This window comes from Vibrio sp. Vb0667 (assembly GCF_033391095.1).
In genome coordinates this window covers 16,675-36,952 of the sequence record NZ_JAWPOL010000027.1, presented here as the reverse complement: position 1 = coordinate 36,952, position 20,278 = coordinate 16,675, and the positions used below count along the sequence as shown (strand labels likewise).

13 protein-coding genes are annotated in these 20,278 nt (G+C 39.8%); 5 read left to right on the top strand and 8 right to left on the bottom strand.

All coding sequences use genetic code 11. The annotated features are described in order from the left end of the window. Nucleotides 1-281 precede the first annotated feature (281 nt). Complete coding sequence (locus tag R8269_RS18895) at nt 282-2,966, bottom strand: ankyrin repeat domain-containing protein (RefSeq protein WP_318222621.1); 2,685 nt, start codon at nt 2,964-2,966, stop codon at nt 282-284. A 128-nt stretch (nt 2,967-3,094) separates the two neighbouring features. On the opposite strand from R8269_RS18895, the gene R8269_RS18890 reads away from it, so the two are divergent. Next, a complete protein-coding gene (locus tag R8269_RS18890) occupies nt 3,095-4,012 on the top strand; it encodes a viperin family antiviral radical SAM protein (protein WP_025574283.1) in 918 nt (305 codons plus the stop codon). An 86-nt stretch (nt 4,013-4,098) separates the two neighbouring features. Further along, the gene (locus R8269_RS18885) at nt 4,099-4,716 is read left to right on the top strand and encodes a deoxynucleoside kinase (RefSeq protein WP_206936759.1); all 618 of its coding nucleotides are present in this window, start codon (nt 4,099-4,101) and stop codon (nt 4,714-4,716) included. 556 nt (nt 4,717-5,272) lie between these two features. Here the strand turns inward: R8269_RS18885 and R8269_RS18880 are convergent. Both R8269_RS18880 and R8269_RS18875 read right to left on the bottom strand, forming a co-directional pair. Then, nucleotides 5,273-5,548: a hypothetical protein gene (locus R8269_RS18880; RefSeq protein WP_140132958.1), complete on the bottom strand. Its 276-nt coding sequence runs from the start codon at nt 5,546-5,548 to the stop codon at nt 5,273-5,275. A 270-nt stretch (nt 5,549-5,818) separates the two neighbouring features. After that, nucleotides 5,819-6,073 carry a helix-turn-helix domain-containing protein gene (locus R8269_RS18875; RefSeq protein WP_025574279.1) on the bottom strand — a complete coding sequence of 85 codons (255 nt, stop codon included), beginning with the start codon at nt 6,071-6,073 and terminating at the stop codon, nt 5,819-5,821. A gap of 887 nt (nt 6,074-6,960) precedes the next feature. Between R8269_RS18875 and R8269_RS18870 the strand changes: the two genes are divergently transcribed. After that, complete coding sequence (locus R8269_RS18870) at nt 6,961-9,834, top strand: UvrD-helicase domain-containing protein (RefSeq protein WP_258519503.1); 2,874 nt, start codon at nt 6,961-6,963, stop codon at nt 9,832-9,834. Nucleotides 9,835-10,076: 242 nt separating this feature from the next. Here the strand turns inward: R8269_RS18870 and R8269_RS18865 are convergent, their stop codons facing one another. Beyond that, nucleotides 10,077-10,724 (bottom strand): hypothetical protein, encoded by a 648-nt coding sequence (locus tag R8269_RS18865; RefSeq protein ID WP_025574277.1) that lies wholly within the window; start codon nt 10,722-10,724, stop codon nt 10,077-10,079. Nucleotides 10,725-11,007: 283 nt separating this feature from the next. Further along, entirely contained in the window at nt 11,008-11,298 is a 291-nt protein-coding gene (locus R8269_RS18860; protein WP_065771937.1) for a helix-turn-helix transcriptional regulator, read from the bottom strand. A 730-nt stretch (nt 11,299-12,028) separates the two neighbouring features. On the opposite strand from R8269_RS18860, the gene R8269_RS18855 reads away from it, so the two are divergent. Both R8269_RS18855 and R8269_RS18850 read left to right on the top strand, forming a co-directional pair. Beyond that, complete coding sequence (locus tag R8269_RS18855) at nt 12,029-12,781, top strand: chromosome segregation ATPase (RefSeq protein WP_318222620.1); 753 nt, start codon at nt 12,029-12,031, stop codon at nt 12,779-12,781. Further along, nucleotides 12,771-14,096 (top strand): relaxase/mobilization nuclease domain-containing protein, encoded by a 1,326-nt coding sequence (locus R8269_RS18850; RefSeq protein WP_025574273.1) that lies wholly within the window; start codon nt 12,771-12,773, stop codon nt 14,094-14,096. Before R8269_RS18855 ends, R8269_RS18850 begins: the two co-directional genes overlap by 11 nt. 31 nt (nt 14,097-14,127) lie before the next feature. Here R8269_RS18850 and R8269_RS18845 read toward each other — a convergent pair whose 3' ends face one another. The 3 genes from R8269_RS18845 to R8269_RS18835 form a co-directional block, all read right to left on the bottom strand. Continuing rightward, the gene (locus R8269_RS18845; RefSeq protein ID WP_025574272.1) at nt 14,128-16,041 is read right to left on the bottom strand and encodes a DUF262 domain-containing protein; all 1,914 of its coding nucleotides are present in this window, start codon (nt 16,039-16,041) and stop codon (nt 14,128-14,130) included. After that, nucleotides 16,034-17,377: a DUF262 domain-containing protein gene (locus tag R8269_RS18840; protein WP_025574271.1), complete on the bottom strand. Its 1,344-nt coding sequence runs from the start codon at nt 17,375-17,377 to the stop codon at nt 16,034-16,036. The genes R8269_RS18845 and R8269_RS18840 overlap by 8 nt, the downstream gene beginning before the upstream one ends. A gap of 457 nt (nt 17,378-17,834) precedes the next feature. Further along, nucleotides 17,835-20,222 carry a hypothetical protein gene (locus R8269_RS18835; RefSeq protein WP_318222619.1) on the bottom strand — a complete coding sequence of 796 codons (2,388 nt, stop codon included), beginning with the start codon at nt 20,220-20,222 and terminating at the stop codon, nt 17,835-17,837. Nucleotides 20,223-20,278 lie beyond the last annotated feature (56 nt).

Here is a 20,278-nt window from a genome sequence, read left to right as displayed (position 1 = left end):
TGCCAGCAGTGATAGTTCTGGCACATCTCTGGACATTTTTAATTTACGTCGACGGACTAACTTTCACCCTATTAATAACTTTTAGTATCCAAAAGCATAATCAGGCATTGCTTATCACTGTTCCTGAGATTCAAGAAAATGGACAAAAACTTCCATCTTCAACCAGTTGTGTTAGATTCATGTTATGCACTTTTTCAGCATAACATGCAGATCATCCTTAGAAATACTTGTACCCTGAAATAAATTTCAACTCAAATCGAAACTTATAACTAAATCTACCATTAAAAAACCTCTAAGATTTTCTTATAAGTCTCGTGTCTGACAATACTACGGCCTTCAGACAAGAGAAAGTTTTTCAGAACGTCGTAAGCTAGCGGATTATTGGCAATTTCTCTGGCCAATTGCTCAGGTATTATTCCTTTTGAATCTTCAATCTTTAGTAGCTCAGGTCTCTTTTCAATTAATAGTTCAATTATAGGCAGATCGCCCATGCGAGTAGCCGTATGTAACGCTGTTGCACCTTCTTCGTTAATTAACGTTGCATCACAACCATACTCTAGTATGAGATAAGCTGATTTTAAACATCGACTAGCTGCTGCTGCATGAAGGGCTGTTCTACCCGTGAAATCTTGAAGATTCGGATCTGCGTTAGCCTTCAACAATGCTTTTACCGTTTGATAATCTTTGTTGTTTGCAGCAAACATCAAAGGCGTCTGATACTTAAAGTCTGTAATATTAACGATTTCTGGCCATAATTCGATGATTTTCCTGATGCCTGTAACCATCGCACTAAATACATTACTAATTTCATTAGCAATATCGACTTGTACCATCTGTTTATAAGAATTTAATTTAGTACGCATTTCATAGCTCATCTTCATCATTAGCAAAATGATGCTATCTGCTTGTGGATATTTCAGTTGTTTCTTTTTTAAAGCTTTGTGTTTTTTAAGTACTAGCTCAATAGAATATCCATTTTTTATACACTCTGCGAAATCACGACTAAACTTTTCCATATCGCTAGAACAAGAAGCAAAAAGCGGTTGATAGTTAGGATAGCATTGATACAACTTGTCCCAAAAATACTCATGTAACTCACGAGAAACGTCATAAATATTAGATTCTCCTTTCAGTCCGCCCCAGTAGTACATGTCTCTAAAGTACTTTTCGTGATTATTAGGAATGAGTTTTTGGTTTGCTATAGCCAATGCGAATGCATCTCTAGCTAACAATCCTCTAAACTTTCCAAAGCTGTATTTCTTACATTCATCGATAGCCAAATTAAGATTTTTTTCTGCTTCTTTAAGCTTATTCTGTGCAATATAATGAAGTGCTTCATAACGTAGTATATTTGCTTTTGAAAATTCAAAATCATCACAGTTTTTCGCCTCATCTAGTAAAGCAGATACCTTTTCTTCGGTTTTTGAACCAAACTTCTTAAGGAGTAGATGAGTTTCTAGTTCAAATAATATTCGCCTCATCGACTCTGTAGGCGTGGCTTCTAGAGATTTTAACCTTTCAACAATCATTTCACCTATATTAGGATTTGAATATTGATTCATCTGAACGATTCTAGCCCCATATACTAGCTCAAAATCATCAATATTCTGTAATTGTTTAAATGGAGCTTTGTTTTGTTTTAGCTTATCTATTAAAACATCTCTACGCATAAGGTAATTATTTGAATAATCACCTTCTTCTTTTATAAGTTTACACATTTTTTTAAATTCATCTTGAGACGTAGGAAAGACATTATCTAATATATCCTCTTCTCCAGAACGGCTAAAAATACAATTAATTCTATCTAAAGTACTCCATGGGATATCGTGTTCATTGTCTGAGGTAAAAAGTCGCAATAAATCATACCTATAAAAAGAAGGAAGTTGTTCTTCAAAATACTTATTTTCCGCATGGTCTCCTAAACTTCCCTTTTTAATATGGGCTTTAAAAGTCATATTATATACGTAGTTGTAAAGTTCAACTAATTGGAGTGTTTTATTTTCATTTAAGTCAAAACATAGCTTATCGACTCCAGGTGTTAAATACTTAACTAATTGCTCATACCCCTCTTGAATAGCTCTGGCTATCAGCAACCTCATACGTATCACTTCAGAGCTTGGTGCCTGATATCGTACTTTTAGTTTCTGTACAAAATCTTGCTGCTCCGCTGCTGGGCATTCACTCCTTAATATTCGCTTTAAGTCTTCACAAGAAATATCTATTTCATGCTGTAAGTCATCATAAGACAAACCTTTTTTTTCAATAAAATCTAGAGCCTGTTCAAATTGCGAAGACTTTTCATCAGGCTCAAAACAGCCACCAAACTGTATATTCACTTCGTCCGAAAACGTTTTCTCGATACTTGATATTTCAGGGGTACTCTTGGATTTTTGCCAATTGTAAAGGTTCCTTAATACTTTTTCGTATTTATCCACACTATCTAGATCGTTGTTTAAATTATTAGCAATAGATGTTTTGGTGTTTTGGATTAAGTCGATAAGCCAATTCAAGACTTGCGGTACAGGGAGAAGAAGTTGCGTAGGTTCAATCGGAGAATCTACGGCTGGAAGATACCAAAACCGCCCGCCAGGCATACCTTCATCCATTTTTGATTCAATTTGCCAAAATACCGTATGTCTCGCTAGAGCTGGTATGATAACCCTGGCTAAATAATGCCAAACGATTTTTCTTTGTGACGCCTTTGAAGAATAAACATTAAGCTCGATGTTCTTATGCATCAAGTAATCGTCTGCAACATTGGAGATCAGATCTTTTTTCGCTCTTTCATCAAGCCCTAAAGCATCCGCTATATCACCCAAAATACTTTCCCAAGTATTAGATAAATTATCCATCGTCATCTCGACATATTTAAACTTGCTTTTCGATTTTGAAGTCATCTGTCCATTAGCGCCAAGCGCTTTAGCAATCTGAAGAAGTACCGATTCGAAGGTTGGAAAAGTAGCCACTGAATGTCCTTTTATTGTTTCGTTTCCCGCTAGAAAAAGAAAATTGAGGGGGGGGATTTTGCTTTTCATTTTTCTACAGAGCCGATTTTATCATACTGAAGCCATCTGAATACCTGAGAATAAAAAGCATGACAACAGCACAATCTAGAAAAACAAAAGAACTGGTAATCAATTGGCACATGACAGAAGTCTGCAATTACAGTTGTAAATACTGTTTTGCAAAATGGGGACGCCCCAAAGAACTCCATCGTTCAGAACAGGCAATCGCTAACTTATTGGATAAGCTAGCAGACTACTTCATCAAAGGCACTCCAGTCTTAAAAGAAAAGCTGGGGTACGAAAGTGTTCGTCTTAACTTTGCAGGAGGGGAACCAATGATGTTAGGAAATACGTTCGTTACCGCTTTGGTTCTTGCAAAACAAAAAGGATTTAAAACCTCAACCATAACTAATGGACATTACCTAATTCATGGAAAATCACCGTTGCCGAAAGATACTTTAGACATGATTGGAATCAGCTTTGACAGTCAGTACTTAAGTACACGTATGAAAATAGGAAGAAACGATCGAAAAGGAAACTCTTTTGGTGTTAATGATTTAACATATGCTCTAGCGAGCCTCACACAGTCACAAACAGGAATCAAAACAAAGATTAATACTGTAATTAACAGTCTTAATTGGGAAGAGGATTTCTCTAATTTAATTTCTAGTCTAAATCCATACAAATGGAAAGTATTACAGGTCATGCCTTATGGTGATAATGAACTACTAATTTCCAAAGAACAGTTCGATAATTTTGTTCATAGACATAGTGGATTAGGGTTACCTATGTATTCTGAGTCTAATTCTACTATGACAGAATCATACTTAATGATTAGTCCAGAGGGTTGCTTTTACCAAAATACTGCCAATAAATCTGGGTATAAATACAGCGAATGCATTAATTCATGCGGTGTGGAAAAAGCTCTTTCTCAAATAGAGTTTAATCCAATTACGTTTGCTTCAAGATATAAAGAAACCAATATAGACATTGTAGAAATATCATAAAATCTATTAACAAAAATAAAATAAATAAAACTAGGTTCCTTATTATAGGAGCTATAAATAATCACAAAATATTAGATGAGGAACAAATGAATAAATTTATCGTTTTTGAAGGGTTAGATGCATGTGGAAAAACAACATTAAGCTCTCTATATGCGAAAGAAATGAATACTATCGTTCATAATGCGGTAGTCCCTGAAGCTCATGATCTAAGAAAGGTCATTGACTCCTATGAGTCAAAAGAGAGTGCATTTCTATTTTTTTTGTTAAATAACTTATTGAAGAGTAACGAGGTTTCGAAAGTATTAAACGATGAAGATATCATATTAGACAGATATGTATTTTCAACTTTGGCTTACCAAACAATTATGCTTGGGGAAGATATTGTCAAAAATATTTTTGACACACTTAAAATTAATAAAAAAATACTTCTTCCAGAAGTGATAATTTTTGTTAAAGCTGATATTGAAACAATAAACAACAGAATAGAGACCAGAGGTGGCACAGTTCAGTGGTACGGCGATGCAGTTACGCAAAATAATAGTGTTGAATCAGCATATCACAAAGTTTTTAAGTGGTTTGATATTCCAATTGTAGAGGTCGATACATCAGAAAAATATGGCCGTTCGGTAGAAGAAAATTACCTACTAATGAAAGATCAGGTCGAGCACGTTCTTTCGGGAGGGAGTAATTTGTACAGTTTCTAGTTCAATATCTCTCGGTGATATTGCATGAATATGCAGACGCAAATTACTTGTAAAGAAAGCCGTTTCTGCTTATGTTTGGAAGAAAGTGAGGACTACTGCTCCGTGATCCGACATAAGCAAATGTAAGGTGAGATTCTAGCTAAATTTAACTGCGATTTATTGCGCAAACTCATAAAGGGGCATAGGCTCGTTACAGCTACCGAGGACGCAATTACTAAGTGTTTCTTAGAGCTGGAAAGCAACCGAGAAGGATCCCTTCCTAGTTGCCAGCACGAAAAGGGGCAAACCTTTGCTAACTAGGTCTCGCCAGCACGCTGATGGACAGAAATGAGCTAGTGACCTTGAATGGTTAAACCCTACCGACTGTGATGATGTGGGAATTCCGATCAAAAGACATAGAGATAAGCTCTTCAAACACTTTTAAGATAACTGAAAGACGTGATCTAGAAGGTGCGAGATTCATCTTATTTGGCAAGTGCTTCTGGAACACTCAGAAAACTAGGAAAATCATTGAATTATGGAATGCAAACGGGATTTTTATCTCGGTAGATGAAGACTAAAACGCATTGGTCTGAACCTGTAGTTCAGAACCCCCTAGTAACGCTGAAGATAAGCCAGCAACTGCACCAAGTTTTTTCAGAGATTTAGATGATTTCTTCATGCTCGATACCTTCTTGGTTGTAGTTGATGTTGAAGTGCCTTCTCTTTGGGTCTTGCTAGTCAATGGGTAGCTTGCTGTCAGACAAGCTTCTGCTTTTACGTAGTCAGTGATTTCGTAAGTGGCACAGATGCGACCATCGGTAGCGCTTTCAGACCAATATGCTCTAGTCAACTACGTTAAATATATCACACTTTTATGAATTATAAACAAATTCATTGGCTTATTAGCGTGGACTAAGAACGCGCCGCTCAGGCGCTGATTTTGTCATTTGCCCATCACTAGTTCAAGTATTTCGAAATCACGTGTTCAAATCTGAGTAACCAGCGATGCCGACACATTTTTGGGCAAAAATAAACTGGTCGCGTAACCATCGATTTGCTAACTCGATGATGATTGTGAGAGAACAACTTAGTTATACAGTTGGCTTTGTTTTATAGGATTTTACCAATCATCAGGGTCACGAAGCTTTGCATGTTCACGGCTTACAGCTTTGTCTTGAATATGTAGCTCAAGATCTAGTGATGACAGCAGACGCATCAGACTTTCGATACTCGACGAGGCAGGAGCACGTTCAAGTTTTGATACCGTGGTCTGTTTTAGACCAACAATATCGCCGACTTTGGTTTGGTTGCGCCTTTGATTCCTGCGAACATCACGCAAGTATATTCCCAGTTGCTTCGGACTTGTTATGAGCATATCTGCCTCCAATGTCAATTAACCCCTACAGAGGATATTAGCACTTTAACCCCTTAAGGGGTTAAAGTTAATTTTACCCGCGTACAGGGGTAATCAGTCATAGCTAGGATTAAGAGGTTTAGTTGACTAGGTAAGAACATTAGAAAACACAAGAGCTTGATATATAGGCTTTCAAAGAGATGGAATTTAACCCCCACCACCCCATACACTTAAGGTACTGATAGATAATCAGTTTTCTCATGACCAGCCCACTTAAATGATGCAATGAGTCAATTGAGTGAGGCAATGTATCAGTATAAAAGTCACCATTCTGTCTACTATGGTCGTGTTTGCGCTACCAATCGCTTTGTAGTGCTTTAACATCAGTCTTGAAACAAAGCTTGCTCTGTGGGCATTAGTGACAATGCTACTTTGATTCTCAAAACTGGCATTGATAAGAGCTTTAACCATGTCTATCGACCCTACGTTAAAGTTAGGCTTGGAAAATCTCTTGGTGTGGGGATGATATGACCCACGTAGTGTTTCTTGTTCATACCTTCCACCAGCAACAACATGAAGTATGTCAAACGCTCGACAGGCTAATGTGTTGGGTCTCTATTCAGGCAGGACACACAATAGACTCAGGAGATGGACGTGAATGTCGGAAGACAAAAATATTTAGTATTTTCAAACACACTTTGGGACACGTTTGCGCTAGCTATTTATAACACTTTTAAAATTGAGAAACGTCCCTAGAGCAATATCATCAGTTAGATGTCCGCTAATTTTCTGTACATAAACTGAGTGCCTGCCCAGAGCTTAACCAAGCTCAAGTACAACTCTCCAAGCATTACGGTAAACTACAAAAAATTTTCGAGACAAATAGTAAATATACTGGCTTACGTGCAATGACTTTATTGACACTTACTACGAATCCAATTGCCCGTCTCTTTAACAAAGAGATCGAGGTAACAGTGGACGATAATGGGATTCATGTTGCTCAAGGAGGAGAAGATGCTCACTTTAACTGGGCGGAGCTTGATCATCCACCACACCTGTCACTCGCTATTGATGGCGGGTGCTTAGTCATAGTTTCACAAGAACAAACTTACCGTTATCGTATGCTTGGCTATCTTACACCGTTTAGGTATTCAAAACGACTTTTCCCATCTTGGGCAAATCAAAGTGCGAAGCGCCTGCAAGATTTTCTCAGTGATGCATACCTTCAATGCACATCAAGATTTCTGAGAGACTCTTCTGTTGAGATAATTAGAACAACTGCCAGTAATGAATTAAAGCGTTGGAAAGGTTGGGACAAAGTACAAGGTCTCTCAGAACTAGCTCAAATCACAGCATCACAACTCACTAATATCAGTAGTTGGAGCGCTTCGGATGTCCAAAAAATACGAAGTCGGTATGTGCAAAAGCAGCTCGCTCAATACAAGTCGTTCTTTGATCGTGTGGAATCCAACCCGCTAACTGATAAGCAGAGAATCGCTTGCGTTACCGATAATGACAACAACCTCCTATTAGCTGGTGCGGGTACAGGCAAAACCAGTGTCATGGTAGGAAGAACAGGTTATCTCATCAAAAGTCGACAAGCTAATCCTAGTGATATCTTGTTATTAGCTTATGGCCGCATCGCAGCCCAAGAGATGGATGAGAGAATCAAAGACAAGTTAGGTTTTGAGGACGTGAAAGCTAGTACCTTTCATAGTATTGGCGTACGGATTATCTCATCCGTTGAAGGTAAGGCACCGAGTCTGTCTAAGCTCGAAGACAGCGCCAAGATGAAAGCCAAATGGATGCACGATGAAGTCGAGGCCTTGATGTCTGACAGCAGTTACAAAAAGGCATTACTCGATTACTTTAGCTCCTACTACTACGTAGATAAAAACCCTTGGGATTTTGAGTCCCGCGGCTCATATCTCAAATATCTCAATGATAACGACATTCGTTCTATGCGAGGCGAGCAAGTTAAAAGCTATGGCGAGCTAGTTATTGCCAACTGGTTGTTTCGTAAAGGTGTCAACTACGAGTATGAGGCTAAATATCGCTTCGACGTTGCAACAGCGGAATATCGCCAGTATGAGCCAGATTTCTATCTCCCAGACTATGATATTTATATCGAATACTACGGCATTGATGAAAACGGTAATACCGCACCGTACATAGACAGAGAGAGTTATCATGCAGGTATCAAATGGAAGCGTGAAACCCATAAGAAATATGGGACAGGTTACATCGAGTTTTTTTACCACCAACACAAGCAAGGCACCCTACTCATAGCACTAGAAAAGGAGTTAGATAAGCATGGTGTGGAAACTCAACCAGTTTCCGAGAGTGCTTTGTTAGACAGCTTGGAGCAGATGGGTCGGGTAACTGAGCTAGCTAAGCTACTCGGTGCGCTAGTTGATATGTATAAAGCAGCATGCCTTGATGACGCTGGCGTAAACAAAATCATCCAAGAATCGATTGATTCGAAGCAAACAGCAAAAGCGCTTGAGTTATTAATGCCGCTGTATCACAGCTATGAGAAGTACCTGCGAGACCATCAAGTTATCGACTTTAACGATATGATTGGAAAAGCGTTAAAGTATGTACAAACAGGTCAATTCCAGTCTCCTTGGAAATATCTGTTAGTCGACGAATTTCAAGATATTTCAGAACCGAGAGCCAGGCTTGTTAAGGCTCTTAGGGATAGTGTGCAACGCTCATCACTGTTTTGCGTTGGTGATGACTGGCAAGCGATATATCGCTTTAGCGGTGCCGATGTGCGTCTTACCACAGCGTTTTCCAACTACTTTGGCTCTACATCTGAAACTACTTTGGATATGACCTTCCGATTCAATAGCTCAATTGGTGATGTCGCGACTCGGTTTGTCACACAAAACCCCGTTCAGTTAAAGAAAGACATAGTATCACTTGTTGAAGTTGATAAACCTGCGGTGAGTATCGTTCGTCAAGGAAGAAATGAACAAGGAAAGTCGGCATTAGAAAAGGCGCTCATTTCGATATCTAATCAAGTGCTCACGTCTCAGAAACCGAGCAAGAACAAGGTATACTTGCTTGCCCGCTACTGGCACCAACTTCCTGATTTACACCAGCTAAGGACTTTGAAGCATCAGTTCCCGACTTTGAACATAGAGAATCAATCTTTCCATGCCTCCAAGGGGAAAGAGGCTGAGTATGTAATTGTACTGGGGCTTACCACTGGTAAGCATGGATTTCCCTCAGAGAAACAAACTCCACCGTTGGTGGATGCATTATTGCCACAGGGAGATAGATTCGAACATGCTGAAGAACGCCGCTTGTTCTATGTTGCTCTTACTCGTGCAAAACACAGAGCTTATTTGCTTGTTGATATGACGGATGCTAGTGATTTTGTTACCGAGCTGATTAAAGCTAAGTACCCTATAGAAACCAACGAATTTGATGTTTCTCTTATTCAAAAAGAATCCGATAAAATTTCTTGCCATCAATGCGGTGAAGGCACTTTACGCCCCAAGTTAGGTCAGTATGGTAAATTTCTGTCTTGTTCTCTCTATCCACGCTGTAAGAACAAGGAAACACCATGCAGCAAATGTGGCAGCCCGATGAGCCGAGGTATTAAGAGCGGGTTCCAAGTCTGTATAGATAAGAGTTGTAACGATGAACGTCCAATATGTAAAAACTGCGGTGGTGAGATGAAGCTTTGGGAAGGTAAGTATGGCAATTTCTGGGGATGTTCTACTTACCGAAAAGGGACTACGAATACCTGCACATACAAGAAAAAAGGATAGACAAATCGTAACTGAACTAATATAAACAAGGAATCATTACTAAAATTGGGTCAACTTAAAACCATCAGACCTCACATATGAAACTCTGATAACTTGGCATGAATATGTCATACAAGACAAACGCAGTTGCGGCATCCCATGAAGAACTTGGAAAAAAACAACGCTATTATGAACAATAGCGTTGTTAAGTACGGCCTCAGTTTCATCAAGACGTGGTGGCAACCACTTTATATCACTTATTTTCAGATAGCTTTAAAGTGGTAATGAGGCTCTTTCTCAGAAAAATGGATGAGCACTTGCTCTGCCACCTCAAAGCGAAACACTGTCCCAGATTTGGCTTGAGTCACCCAATTTTTCTTACTACCACCGCTTGTGAAGCCGCCCGCTACGACACCCACCCCTTCTTCAACTCTTGCTCCTGAATCACGGTCAAATGCGCGTGCGACTGGGTAACCAAGGCAACACAGTGTCCCCTTTTCTTCGTACACATCATAGTCATCATGAATCGTCACTTCGACGGGTACGAGAGAGGAATTGAAAATATAAGCCAGTTCATCAACCTTTTCTTCGATAAGGCCGCTAAAAACCCAACACTCACTGGACTTATCCCATTGTCCACCCAGAGCGCGGCATTTATCAACGAGATAAGTATTGTAAGTGCTGTTTAAAGTAATAAAACCAGACTCATTTTGCTCCTCAATCGAGGATTTAAGTTTGAATATGAGGTCGGTTCCATACTTTGAACGAATGGAGATGTCTTCGACATCCAGCAGTTGCGTACCGATTGAGAGATTCTGGGACAGCTCATCGATTAAGATTCTGCACTTGTAGCCATTAAGCGATGCAGCAAAATACTTTCGATTTTTCTTTAAGACGTTAAACTCTTTCATGTTTCCTCCGAAGTAATAATGAGTGACAACGTAATAACTTTTATTGATGGCTTTCAGCCACTTATCTTGTTTTTATCGTTATTATTTTTGCTGTTATATTATTATTCAGAGCTTTCAAAGAGCAGAGCGATTTGGAAGCCTTATCAAGCTAACTTAGCCTGTGCTTTAATGTCAAGAGTTTTTTATCCTCCTCAGTTTGAGCGCAAAAGTCGTTGAGAATCTTGCAATTACCACTGAAGTTGAGCAAGCTCTGTGCAACGTATGCACAGAACTAAAAGATAGATTAGTGAAAGTTCATGTACTGCAATAAGGGATTCGCTTGTTTAAGCGCTTGTCGCTGCGCAAGAAGCTCAGATACAACTCGCTTTTTATCTTCTCCCAAAGCACATGCAATAAGAAACGCATCGACTTCATGCGACATGAATCCCACAGCCTTGGGACCCAGTTGCACGGCAGGCGGAAATGTGCCATCGTTTATACGTCTGTGAAGCGTGGCTTGGGATAAGCCAACGCGTTTTAACACATCGACTTTTTTTTCTATTTTTAATTGGTTAATTGGGTGTATAAGCGTCATTGGACGCCTCCGTTTATTCTTGTTTTTATGACTACAGGAGCCGTTGCAAATATAATATTCGTATTTAGAAGTAAAAAGCAATCAATTTTTCGCATTAATTTCATGAAGTAAAATATACAAACCTTATATATTTAACAACGTAAAAAATATACACGCACCATATATTAAATATCACACAATATAACCAAACCAAGTAATTAAAATAAATAAATGATAAGTACATCCCTTATTTTTATTTAACTCAGCCATCAAGAATACACTTCCTTTTTTATTACTTCTTAACTTAAATCATATAACACCTGTCCCGACAACTACCTACTGACTTTCAGTGAGACAGAGTAAAAGCGGATGAAAGCGGCTGAGACGTAGTGAGAGTGCGGCGCAAATTCCTTGTCGCAAACGGCATTTTCGATGTCGTAACCCGCACTTTCCCTGTCGCATGCGACAAGCTCCTTATCATATTCCCCAGTTGAACTCCGTATTACACCAGCCATCACACAAAATATATTCTACTTATTTAAATAAGCACATTTAATATTATAAATTATATTGTTATAATAAAAACAGATAGAACAAAAACAGTAACAAGCTGATATCGCTCGTTCTTATTTGTTCCAAATAAACGTACGAAAACTTGCCCTACTTAGTAGGGTTGCGATAACAGCCTTCGGCGTTATCGCTAAAAACAATACACTCTAAATAATTAAAATAATAAATAGAGAATTAAAAAATGGACATTAATATAAATACAGTCGCAGCGGCTGTTATTCGCTGCACCTCCAGAACACAAAAACAACATCTAACATCATGGATGGAATATCATGACTATTCCGTTGATGAATTAACGACCCTACTCCCAGGGGTTTTACCTTCCCCAATTGAATCAGGTGTCAGTATCAAGGAGCAGCAAGCATTTATCACGACATTTGCTCATACCCTATTCATCCACCAACATCCTCAAACGTCTTCCAATCAAGATGAACTTTTGCAGGTAAAAGCCCTCATTCGTACCGTTAAAGCCAATTTCAAGAAACAACGAAAAACTGACAAAGAGCTGTATTGCAGAGCAGTAAAAACCAATCTAACAGAAAGCGAATACCAACAGTTTCTTGAAGTCATGCATAGCTATAACTATAAATCCGCTAGTCGGTTCCTGAGAGATGTCATAACTCAAAAACTCACAATCAAACCTCAACAAAGTTCAGAAATTACCGATTACTTCAAGCAAACGAAATGTATCGCGAATGTAATGGAATCACTCATTGAACAAGATAACCCCCTTTACGACCATGAAACTGCCCGCCAACTGGGTGATGCTCTATATGAACTAAAGCAGAATTTACAACTCATCCGAAACCTCGCTATCGATGCACATAATTCTCAAACTGCCGAGCTGTTAGCAATGCAATTTCTGGATAGCCGTGCCTTACGTGAGCTTTACCGTCGCAAACTTGAACAAGAGAACACCAGTGATGATATTTGAGGAATTGAAATGTAAGAATGATAAACAAACGGTGCAAGATGCTACGCAGTTAGTTCAATATGGCGCCAAGCAAAATGACGACGTCATGCTGTTGGTCGAGTATTCTTCAAGTCACTCCAAGGGTGACGAACTCGGGGGAACATCGCAGTTTATCTGCGCCAACGAAATCGCTTCGGTTCCCCTGAATGCAAGAAACCAAGATGCCCGAGACATTGATTGGGGCCGTGCGATTGCTGAACTACAAAGCGCTCACCTAGCTAACCCTAATACGAAACAACCCTTCCGCCATTTTGTTGTCTCCCTCGCGGAGGGGGAACAGTTACCCCTAACCCAATGGCGAAACACGATTAAGAAGCTGATGGACCATTTAGGATATGAGCATGCTCGTTATATCGTTTTTAAGCACTCCGATACCGACAATGAACACGTCCATATTGTAGCGTCTACGACTGATTTACTTACTGGAAAAATTATTTCTAACTGGCAATCGCACCTCAAAGCCCAAGAAATCATGAGGGAGCAAGAAGTTACGCTAGGGTTACAAGCATTACAAAGCTCAGGGGAACTCCACTCAAGTTACGACACTGATGTACAAGGCGAAAAAGAGAAAACGGTGATTCGTATGATGAGAAGAAAAGTTGATACTGCAATTCGTACTTTGCAGCCCTCTTGCTCGTTGACTCTGTTTGAAATGGCATTGCTCAAACAAGGAATTGAAATAGAGCTAATACCAGACAAAGCAAACTCTCGATTTAAAGGTATTGCTTATCGATTTCATCAATATCGCTTTGCAGCATCCTCGCTACGAAGTGGCAATAAGTATACATTAGGTAAACTGATTCAAAATGGCGTACTGAACGCTTCATGCCTTGAAAGCACCAATTACAACAAGTGCAAAATTGAAGTGGATCAAGCCATCATTCATTTTGAGACGATTCGGAAACAGGCGATTGAACACGCTGATAAACTCAAGAAACAACTAGAGGAATACGAGCATCAGCAGTATCGTTACCTGCTGTTCTCGTTTTCTCGTGCTCATGAAGCTGCTCAGCAATCACAAATGGAGTATTGGTTTGAATATGCAAAGCGTATACGTTCAACCCGTGACAAAGCGATTGTAAGAGCTATTTATGAGTGTGAACGGGGGATTTACACTGCATCCAGTATGATAAGCAACTTGTTTTATCATCTAATACTGACTGTCTTCGAGTATTCTTTTCAAAATAAGTTTAACCTCTCGATTACACCTTTGGATGAACTGGCAACAACTCAGCATGAAAAGAACCCTATCGTTCAACAGACATTCGGTAGTTAGAAAAGTGAGGCTCAGAGAGCCTCACTTATTGCTACTGATTACACAGAACTTTAATCATTTCAGCTTCATGGTTAAGGATATTGTCATGCCCTGCCCCTTCTGACCCCCACTCATCGTAGCTCATCATTATCGCTTGCTTTAAGCTCTCGGCGCGATTGTTCTCTTGATAGAACTTCTTCTTATCTTGAGGAGAGTAATTGCTAAGTCTTGAGTTACTGCTTGGCGAAATAAGACAGAGATTGCCAAATCGATCCACATCGTCCATCTTACGTGCGCCAGATGGATCGGTTTGCGGGAAGTAATGTTCAACAGAGGTTCGGAATGAAAATTGGAAATCATCAAAGTGCTTCCCAAGTTCTTTTTTACCTATACCATCAAACGACTCATCGTCAGATAGACGCTTCCACAGTAGGTAGTCTAGTCGATTAAACACGAAGTTTTGGACGCCCGTCCCTTGATGCAAGACGCCAACATTATCCTCCCTAAACTCAAGTTTCGAACCACCACAAATTTCATCAAAGTAGCTATCACTCAGAGCTTCAAGATCTATCAAGTACGTACTACCATCGACTTCCAACCTTTCATTGTCAGTAGCTAGGTTATTTAATATCCTTAACGCATCATTTAACCAACGCTTATAGACTAATGCTGGATTCGATACATGGAACATAGCCAATATCATGCGAATCTTTTCGTTATGGTCACTAAAGGCATTTGGATACTCAGGACTTAGACTATTACCGTTTTTATAAGCATTGAGCCTCAACAAACTCCACTTACGTTTTTCATCGTGTTGATCAGGCTTAATTATGTAGCTATCAAATAGAATTCGGTACTTAAGCAGTTGATACACAAAGTCTTTGGCACCAACCCTCAAACCATCGTCTTTAGAAATAAATGAATCGATCAGCTTCTTGTCATCTAACGAAACGTTTTCTTCTGTCTTCATAAGTTTTAAAACATGAAGCAAGAAGTTTGAGAAGTCGATAACAGTGCCAAAACGCTCTTCTTTCTCTCGATCTTCATCATCACTGTTTGAGCTGGATGTCTTGTTGGCGATAATTTCTCGTAGCGTCATTGCATCTTGCTTTTGCAGCTTGCTTGTGTGCTTATCTTGTATAGCTTCAAAGCTATGTGGCATGGTTTGCCAGTCGTCACCGAATACTTCTTTTCGCAAGTCAGATTGAAAGCCCATCTGCGTATAGCGCTTCATATTCGAGCAAGCATCCCAAATTGTAGAAAAGCAGCTTCTTTCCTCATCACCGAGTGTAGCCATAAACTTCGCTTTCAATACTTCATGTTTTTCTAACTGCTCGCCACGGTTATTCATGATCTCAAAGTAGTGGTTGAGATCGGTTTGCGGTGGAACAACAACTCTTAGTATAGTGACGCTTTCTAACAAGTAGTCGAAAAAACGCTTAGTTTTATCGTCTGCGTCTAACCCTTTGGTTTTGAAGTAACGCTGAATAATGTTAAAGGCAGCATGGATGTTAGGCTCTTCAGACTCGCCATTATTGTTACCTGTATAGATATCATTTAACGCTCTGGAAGACTTTGGGCGGCTATCAAAGGTTAAATTAATATTTAGCCCTTCGAGTTTGTCGGCACCCAGCACCTTACGGTGTTTCAGATACGCTAATAATATAGAGAGCGTGGTATGTCTTTGCTGTCCATCAATGGTTTCGTACACTACATCAGTTTGGTGCGTGTGATTTGTACGCTGATAAACGACGAGGCTACCCAGATAATATTTAGCTTGTTGGGCAGTAGCTGTTTCATCAGATTGAGTAATAAGCCCTGCGGCATCACTGATATCTTGAATTAGCTGCTCAATCTCTGTCGCACCCCAAGCGTAGTTACGCTGGTAGATAGGAATTACATATTGAGTTTTACTATCGAAAAGGTCTTTAACTGATAACTGTTCTACTTGGTTCGAATCACTCATTTACACTTCCCGATTTCATTGCTTCAATTGATGCCTGCACGTCCTCAGCGTTATTGAACTTAGGTTTTTGGATATAAGGGGGCTGATAGTTCAGTACCTGCTGAGGGTGAACGGCTTTGCTAATAGCCCTGAAGAGTCCACTTCGAGCTTTGGCGTGATTATCTACCGACTCCATACCAATACGCTGCAAATCAAGACGTAAGAAATACGCCCAGCGATAACAGATCTGTGCTGCTTTATCTAATTCCACATCACCAAACTTATCGTAGTAGTACATCACCGCACACAAGAACAGGTTTCGCACATAGCTATCCCCTTTGCGGTTACTGCCACTGTATTTTGTGTGCTCCTTTACAAATGAAGCTAGCCTTGCATCCTTGCCAACAAACAACTTAGAGTGAATCGCCATATAGTGCTGAATGTACTCAAAGAACCGTTTTCCGTTGATCATCACTTGGTCAACTCGGAATGGATAACCCTTAGTTTGCTTGTCCCATTTTCTCGCAGGATCGGCATTGAAGGTTTCAATCGCGTAATCAAGCGCAAGCATTGCATCAACATAGGCGTACTGAGTACTGTCTAGGTTAATGCCTTTGAATACATCAATGTTATGGCGACTAAACTGGATGCCGTAGTCACCGTCAATCCAGCGACGCATACGAAACAGAAAATCCCCCATTATGGTGTGCAAGTTCGCCGACTCATCATCAGGGTTGACGCCCTGCTCCCACAAGCTTACGTGGTGAAGACGCTCGTTTTGCTCTGTTGAGTCCATCATTTCACGTAGGTGGTAAGCCTTTAGTAGATCGTGAGGGGCAAGTGCTTTACCACGGGCATTTTGTGAATCGAAGAACTGAAATGCTTCACTCAGGTCATCCAGCGTTACTTGAATAAGCTCACACTTATTAAGAACAAAATTGAGTAGTTCCTGCTTTTCTGTGGCAGGCAGATTCGCTACCCGTTCAGAGATAATTTGCGCATTGTTCTTGAGGCTTTCGATACTGACTGAGGATTCAAATTGGTGCTCAAGCAGAGTTGATGAGATGGTTTTCTCTTTGCCATCCAGAATAGTGCAAAGTAGCGTTAAGGTAAGAAGGCGCTGCTGACCATCAACGATGTTGAGGCCACCTTCCCCCCCACTTTCTGAATCTTTGTCTTGATGCAGTACCACCGTACCAAGCCGATAACAAAGCTTAGTACGATGGTTAAAAATATCATCAATCAGTTGGTTAACATGCTTTGGCTGCCATTTGTATGGGCGTTGGTACTCAGGAATCGTGAGTTTTTGCTCCAACAACTGTGCAATGGTTTGAGGTTGATTAAAGACAATTGCCATAATTACGCCACCTGCTCAATAATAGCTTCAGTTAGATACAGTTGAGTAGCTTGAAACTCTTTTAAGCGAGCTTTATGTTGGTCGCATAGTATCACTGACTCTTTAAACGCAGACAGAATAATCCTAGTTATAATATCAATTTTATATAGCTTAGCTTTGTTGATTCTGGTGACCATTTTGTGCGTTCGCTCAGTTTATCTTTTCTAATCAGTATACCGTAATCAACATATGAATCCGATAGTCTATCGATAAGCATAACGTGCTGCTATGCTTAAAAAAGTAAAAGGATTCCACTGAGCAACAACTCAGTGGAATATGGCTAAAAGCATACTAAGCAACTTGGTAGGTGCCGCCCTTTATTTCCAAATGACCGAACTGAACTTGCTCAGACAGTATTGTTTCTGTCCTATCTTTCATCGCTTTACTTGTGCTAGAAAAACCGAGTATAGCTAATACATTAATCACTTGATTCATAGCCAGCAACAGGCTTCAGTGAGGCTCGACGCAACCATATTTTGTACTCTTTTGCTAGAGGTGACACCGATACTCTGGTTTTTTGCTCCTTTCCTCCGTATCTTCCAAGCACAAACCCAAGCTTAGCCAGCACTGCTTTTAAATAACTTGTTGCTTTGTAAGTCTGCTCCGCTTTATCTAAGCTGGGGAATTTCAAGTGCGGTGGGAAATAGAGGCCAAGGCCATCACCATCCATCTTTCTCAATACGTCGGCTACAGAAGATTTAAATAAGAAGTGATTCGACTTTTCTTCTTCGAAGTTATAGCCATCAAACACTACGAGATAAATCATATTCGCTATGTATTCTTTCTGCCTTGAATAAATACCGAGCTTTAGAAGACTCGATTTGTCCAACACAAACGGGAGGTGAGCAAATAGCTCTCTATCGAAGTTATCATCAAACTTTACATGCTCTACATTGATTTTGTCTAAGTTGTAGATCATTTTGATCTCAAACTTTCTGACCTCTGCTAAAGCTATTGACGATAGTGCATTACAACGTTGTTTGGTGGCAAATTCCGTCGATGTTATATCAACCGCTTTCACGACTGCAATTTGCTGTTGGGCTTTGAATTCAATATCAAACTGCCTTTTATGTTGGGAAACGGCAGTATTGTGCTGCATAGAATTTTCACAAGAGACTGCAAAGCCAAGCTTTTCTAGTGTAAATCGCATTGATAGAGCTAGATGCTCATTAAGCTCTCGCTTTTGCCTTTCGAATTTCAACCTTTCTGTATAACGTAGCCCGAGATGTGAGTGGCGGTGTTTTTCAAGACAGTCGTTAGATTGGTTATTACGAGAGCTTTTCAAATCGCCACACCAAAAGTTATATTCCTTTGCACATCGAAATCGCCTCGAGAAATTAACTAACTCTCTTGGTATCAAGGTGGATTCACAGATGACATTCACTGTGTTGGTATAGTTTTCAATAATCGAAAAACCAGCACCTAAACATGGAGATGCAATGACAGCTTTGTACTTTGTCACTTCTCGATTTGGATCTTTTAGAAAAGCTTTCTGAGCTGGCATATCTCGATTATCACTATGCAGCACAAGTACACCGTCATTTAAAGCTTTCGTTTCGCAATCTAAACCCAGATGATTTTGATAGCCTAGCTGACCAACGACTTGTTTCAGTGTTTGAAGATTGTCAAACAGAAACACTTTATCCCGCTCTAATACAGTTCGAATCTGCTTAGAATTTAAAAGTTCCTTTTTGTTCAAGATCGTTGCGTTAAGGGTTTTATAAGGGTTTTCTGCGCACTCAATTACTGACAGTTCCCCACGAATTTGCTTGAGAAAGGATAATGAGTTATCTGTAAGATCAGCGTCAGCTACTATTACCCTTGGTACAGTTTTTAAAATATGAACTAGTGCATCAAACACTCTATCTGCTTGCATCGTTCGACTGTTCTCGCTACATACGAGAGTCTTGTAGACCTTCTCAAACTCATCGATAAGTAAAGTATGTGATGAGCATATCTTCTCGAAGAGATGGGGTTTCCAAATACTATTAATTACACTCCCCATGCTGTTGGCTTGTCCTAACTTCATTAGATCTTGCTCTTGATAGGACGCACAGCTTACTTCCAAACAAAATTGCTCCACTAACGAAATCAAATGCGAAATATAAGTCACATTTTTATCTGCCGAAGCGCTACGAGCAATAGGAGTATATACATAGCTTGTTTTACCCACTCCCGTCGCAGCGATAATTGCCGTGGTTGACGGGAGTTGAGAGAGTTCTAAACCTCTCAAGCTGTCTACTCGCTGATAGTTATCAGATGAATTGATTTTAAAGTCACGCTCTACAGCCTCCTTCACCCTTTCTATCTTGCGCTCAAGACATCGAATGAAAGGTGCTTTCAAACTATCATCCTGAATATATGCTGCTGCACACTGTTTAGCACAAGAAAAAACAAACGGAATTTTTATGATCGCTATCTTCGCTGCTAGCTGAGCAAGGTTTCCAGAGCGCGTTAACTCAAATGCTTTACATAAGTACTCAAGCTTTGCATTTTTAGGATGCGGGAGGGACTCAGAAATTGACAAATCAAACACAGAACAACCTAGCCCTAAGTAATTCTCTTGTAATATCCTGACTGCGTCTTTGCGAAAATTTTGGCTGTCAATAGCAATGGTTACACGATAGTTTGCATATCGATAATACTCACAAACTTTCTGGAGATTTTTTTTATCTAAAGGGGTTACGATTGTTGCTGTTTCTGACTGGAAATTGATTTTGCCTGATGCCTTAACAACGATACTTTTCGTTTGTCTTTCTTGCTCAACTAAATGAGCAAAATTATGATTTTTAGCTACTAGTTTCATTATTTTTATTCTTATTCTAGTTTTTTGAAGCAGGCACTGAGTGCCTGTATATCTAT

What these genes read in the sequence shown, in the direction of transcription:
- R8269_RS18890 (WP_025574283.1), top strand. Translation starts at nt 3,095, where the DNA reads ATGACAACAGCACAATCTAGAAAAACAAAAGAACTGGTAATCAATTGG.
- R8269_RS18855 (WP_318222620.1), top strand. Translation starts at nt 12,029, where the DNA reads ATGGACATTAATATAAATACAGTCGCAGCGGCTGTTATTCGCTGCACC.
- R8269_RS18875 (WP_025574279.1), bottom strand. Translation starts at nt 6,073, where the DNA reads ATGCTCATAACAAGTCCGAAGCAACTGGGAATATACTTGCGTGATGTT.
- R8269_RS18840 (WP_025574271.1), bottom strand. Translation starts at nt 17,377, where the DNA reads ATGGCAATTGTCTTTAATCAACCTCAAACCATTGCACAGTTGTTGGAG.
- R8269_RS18860 (WP_065771937.1), bottom strand. Translation starts at nt 11,298, where the DNA reads ATGACGCTTATACACCCAATTAACCAATTAAAAATAGAAAAAAAAGTC.
- R8269_RS18865 (WP_025574277.1), bottom strand. Translation starts at nt 10,724, where the DNA reads ATGAAAGAGTTTAACGTCTTAAAGAAAAATCGAAAGTATTTTGCTGCA.
- R8269_RS18885 (WP_206936759.1), top strand. Translation starts at nt 4,099, where the DNA reads ATGAATAAATTTATCGTTTTTGAAGGGTTAGATGCATGTGGAAAAACA.
- R8269_RS18870 (WP_258519503.1), top strand. Translation starts at nt 6,961, where the DNA reads ATGACTTTATTGACACTTACTACGAATCCAATTGCCCGTCTCTTTAAC.
- R8269_RS18835 (WP_318222619.1), bottom strand. Translation starts at nt 20,222, where the DNA reads ATGAAACTAGTAGCTAAAAATCATAATTTTGCTCATTTAGTTGAGCAA.
- R8269_RS18850 (WP_025574273.1), top strand. Translation starts at nt 12,771, where the DNA reads ATGATATTTGAGGAATTGAAATGTAAGAATGATAAACAAACGGTGCAA.
- R8269_RS18845 (WP_025574272.1), bottom strand. Translation starts at nt 16,041, where the DNA reads ATGAGTGATTCGAACCAAGTAGAACAGTTATCAGTTAAAGACCTTTTC.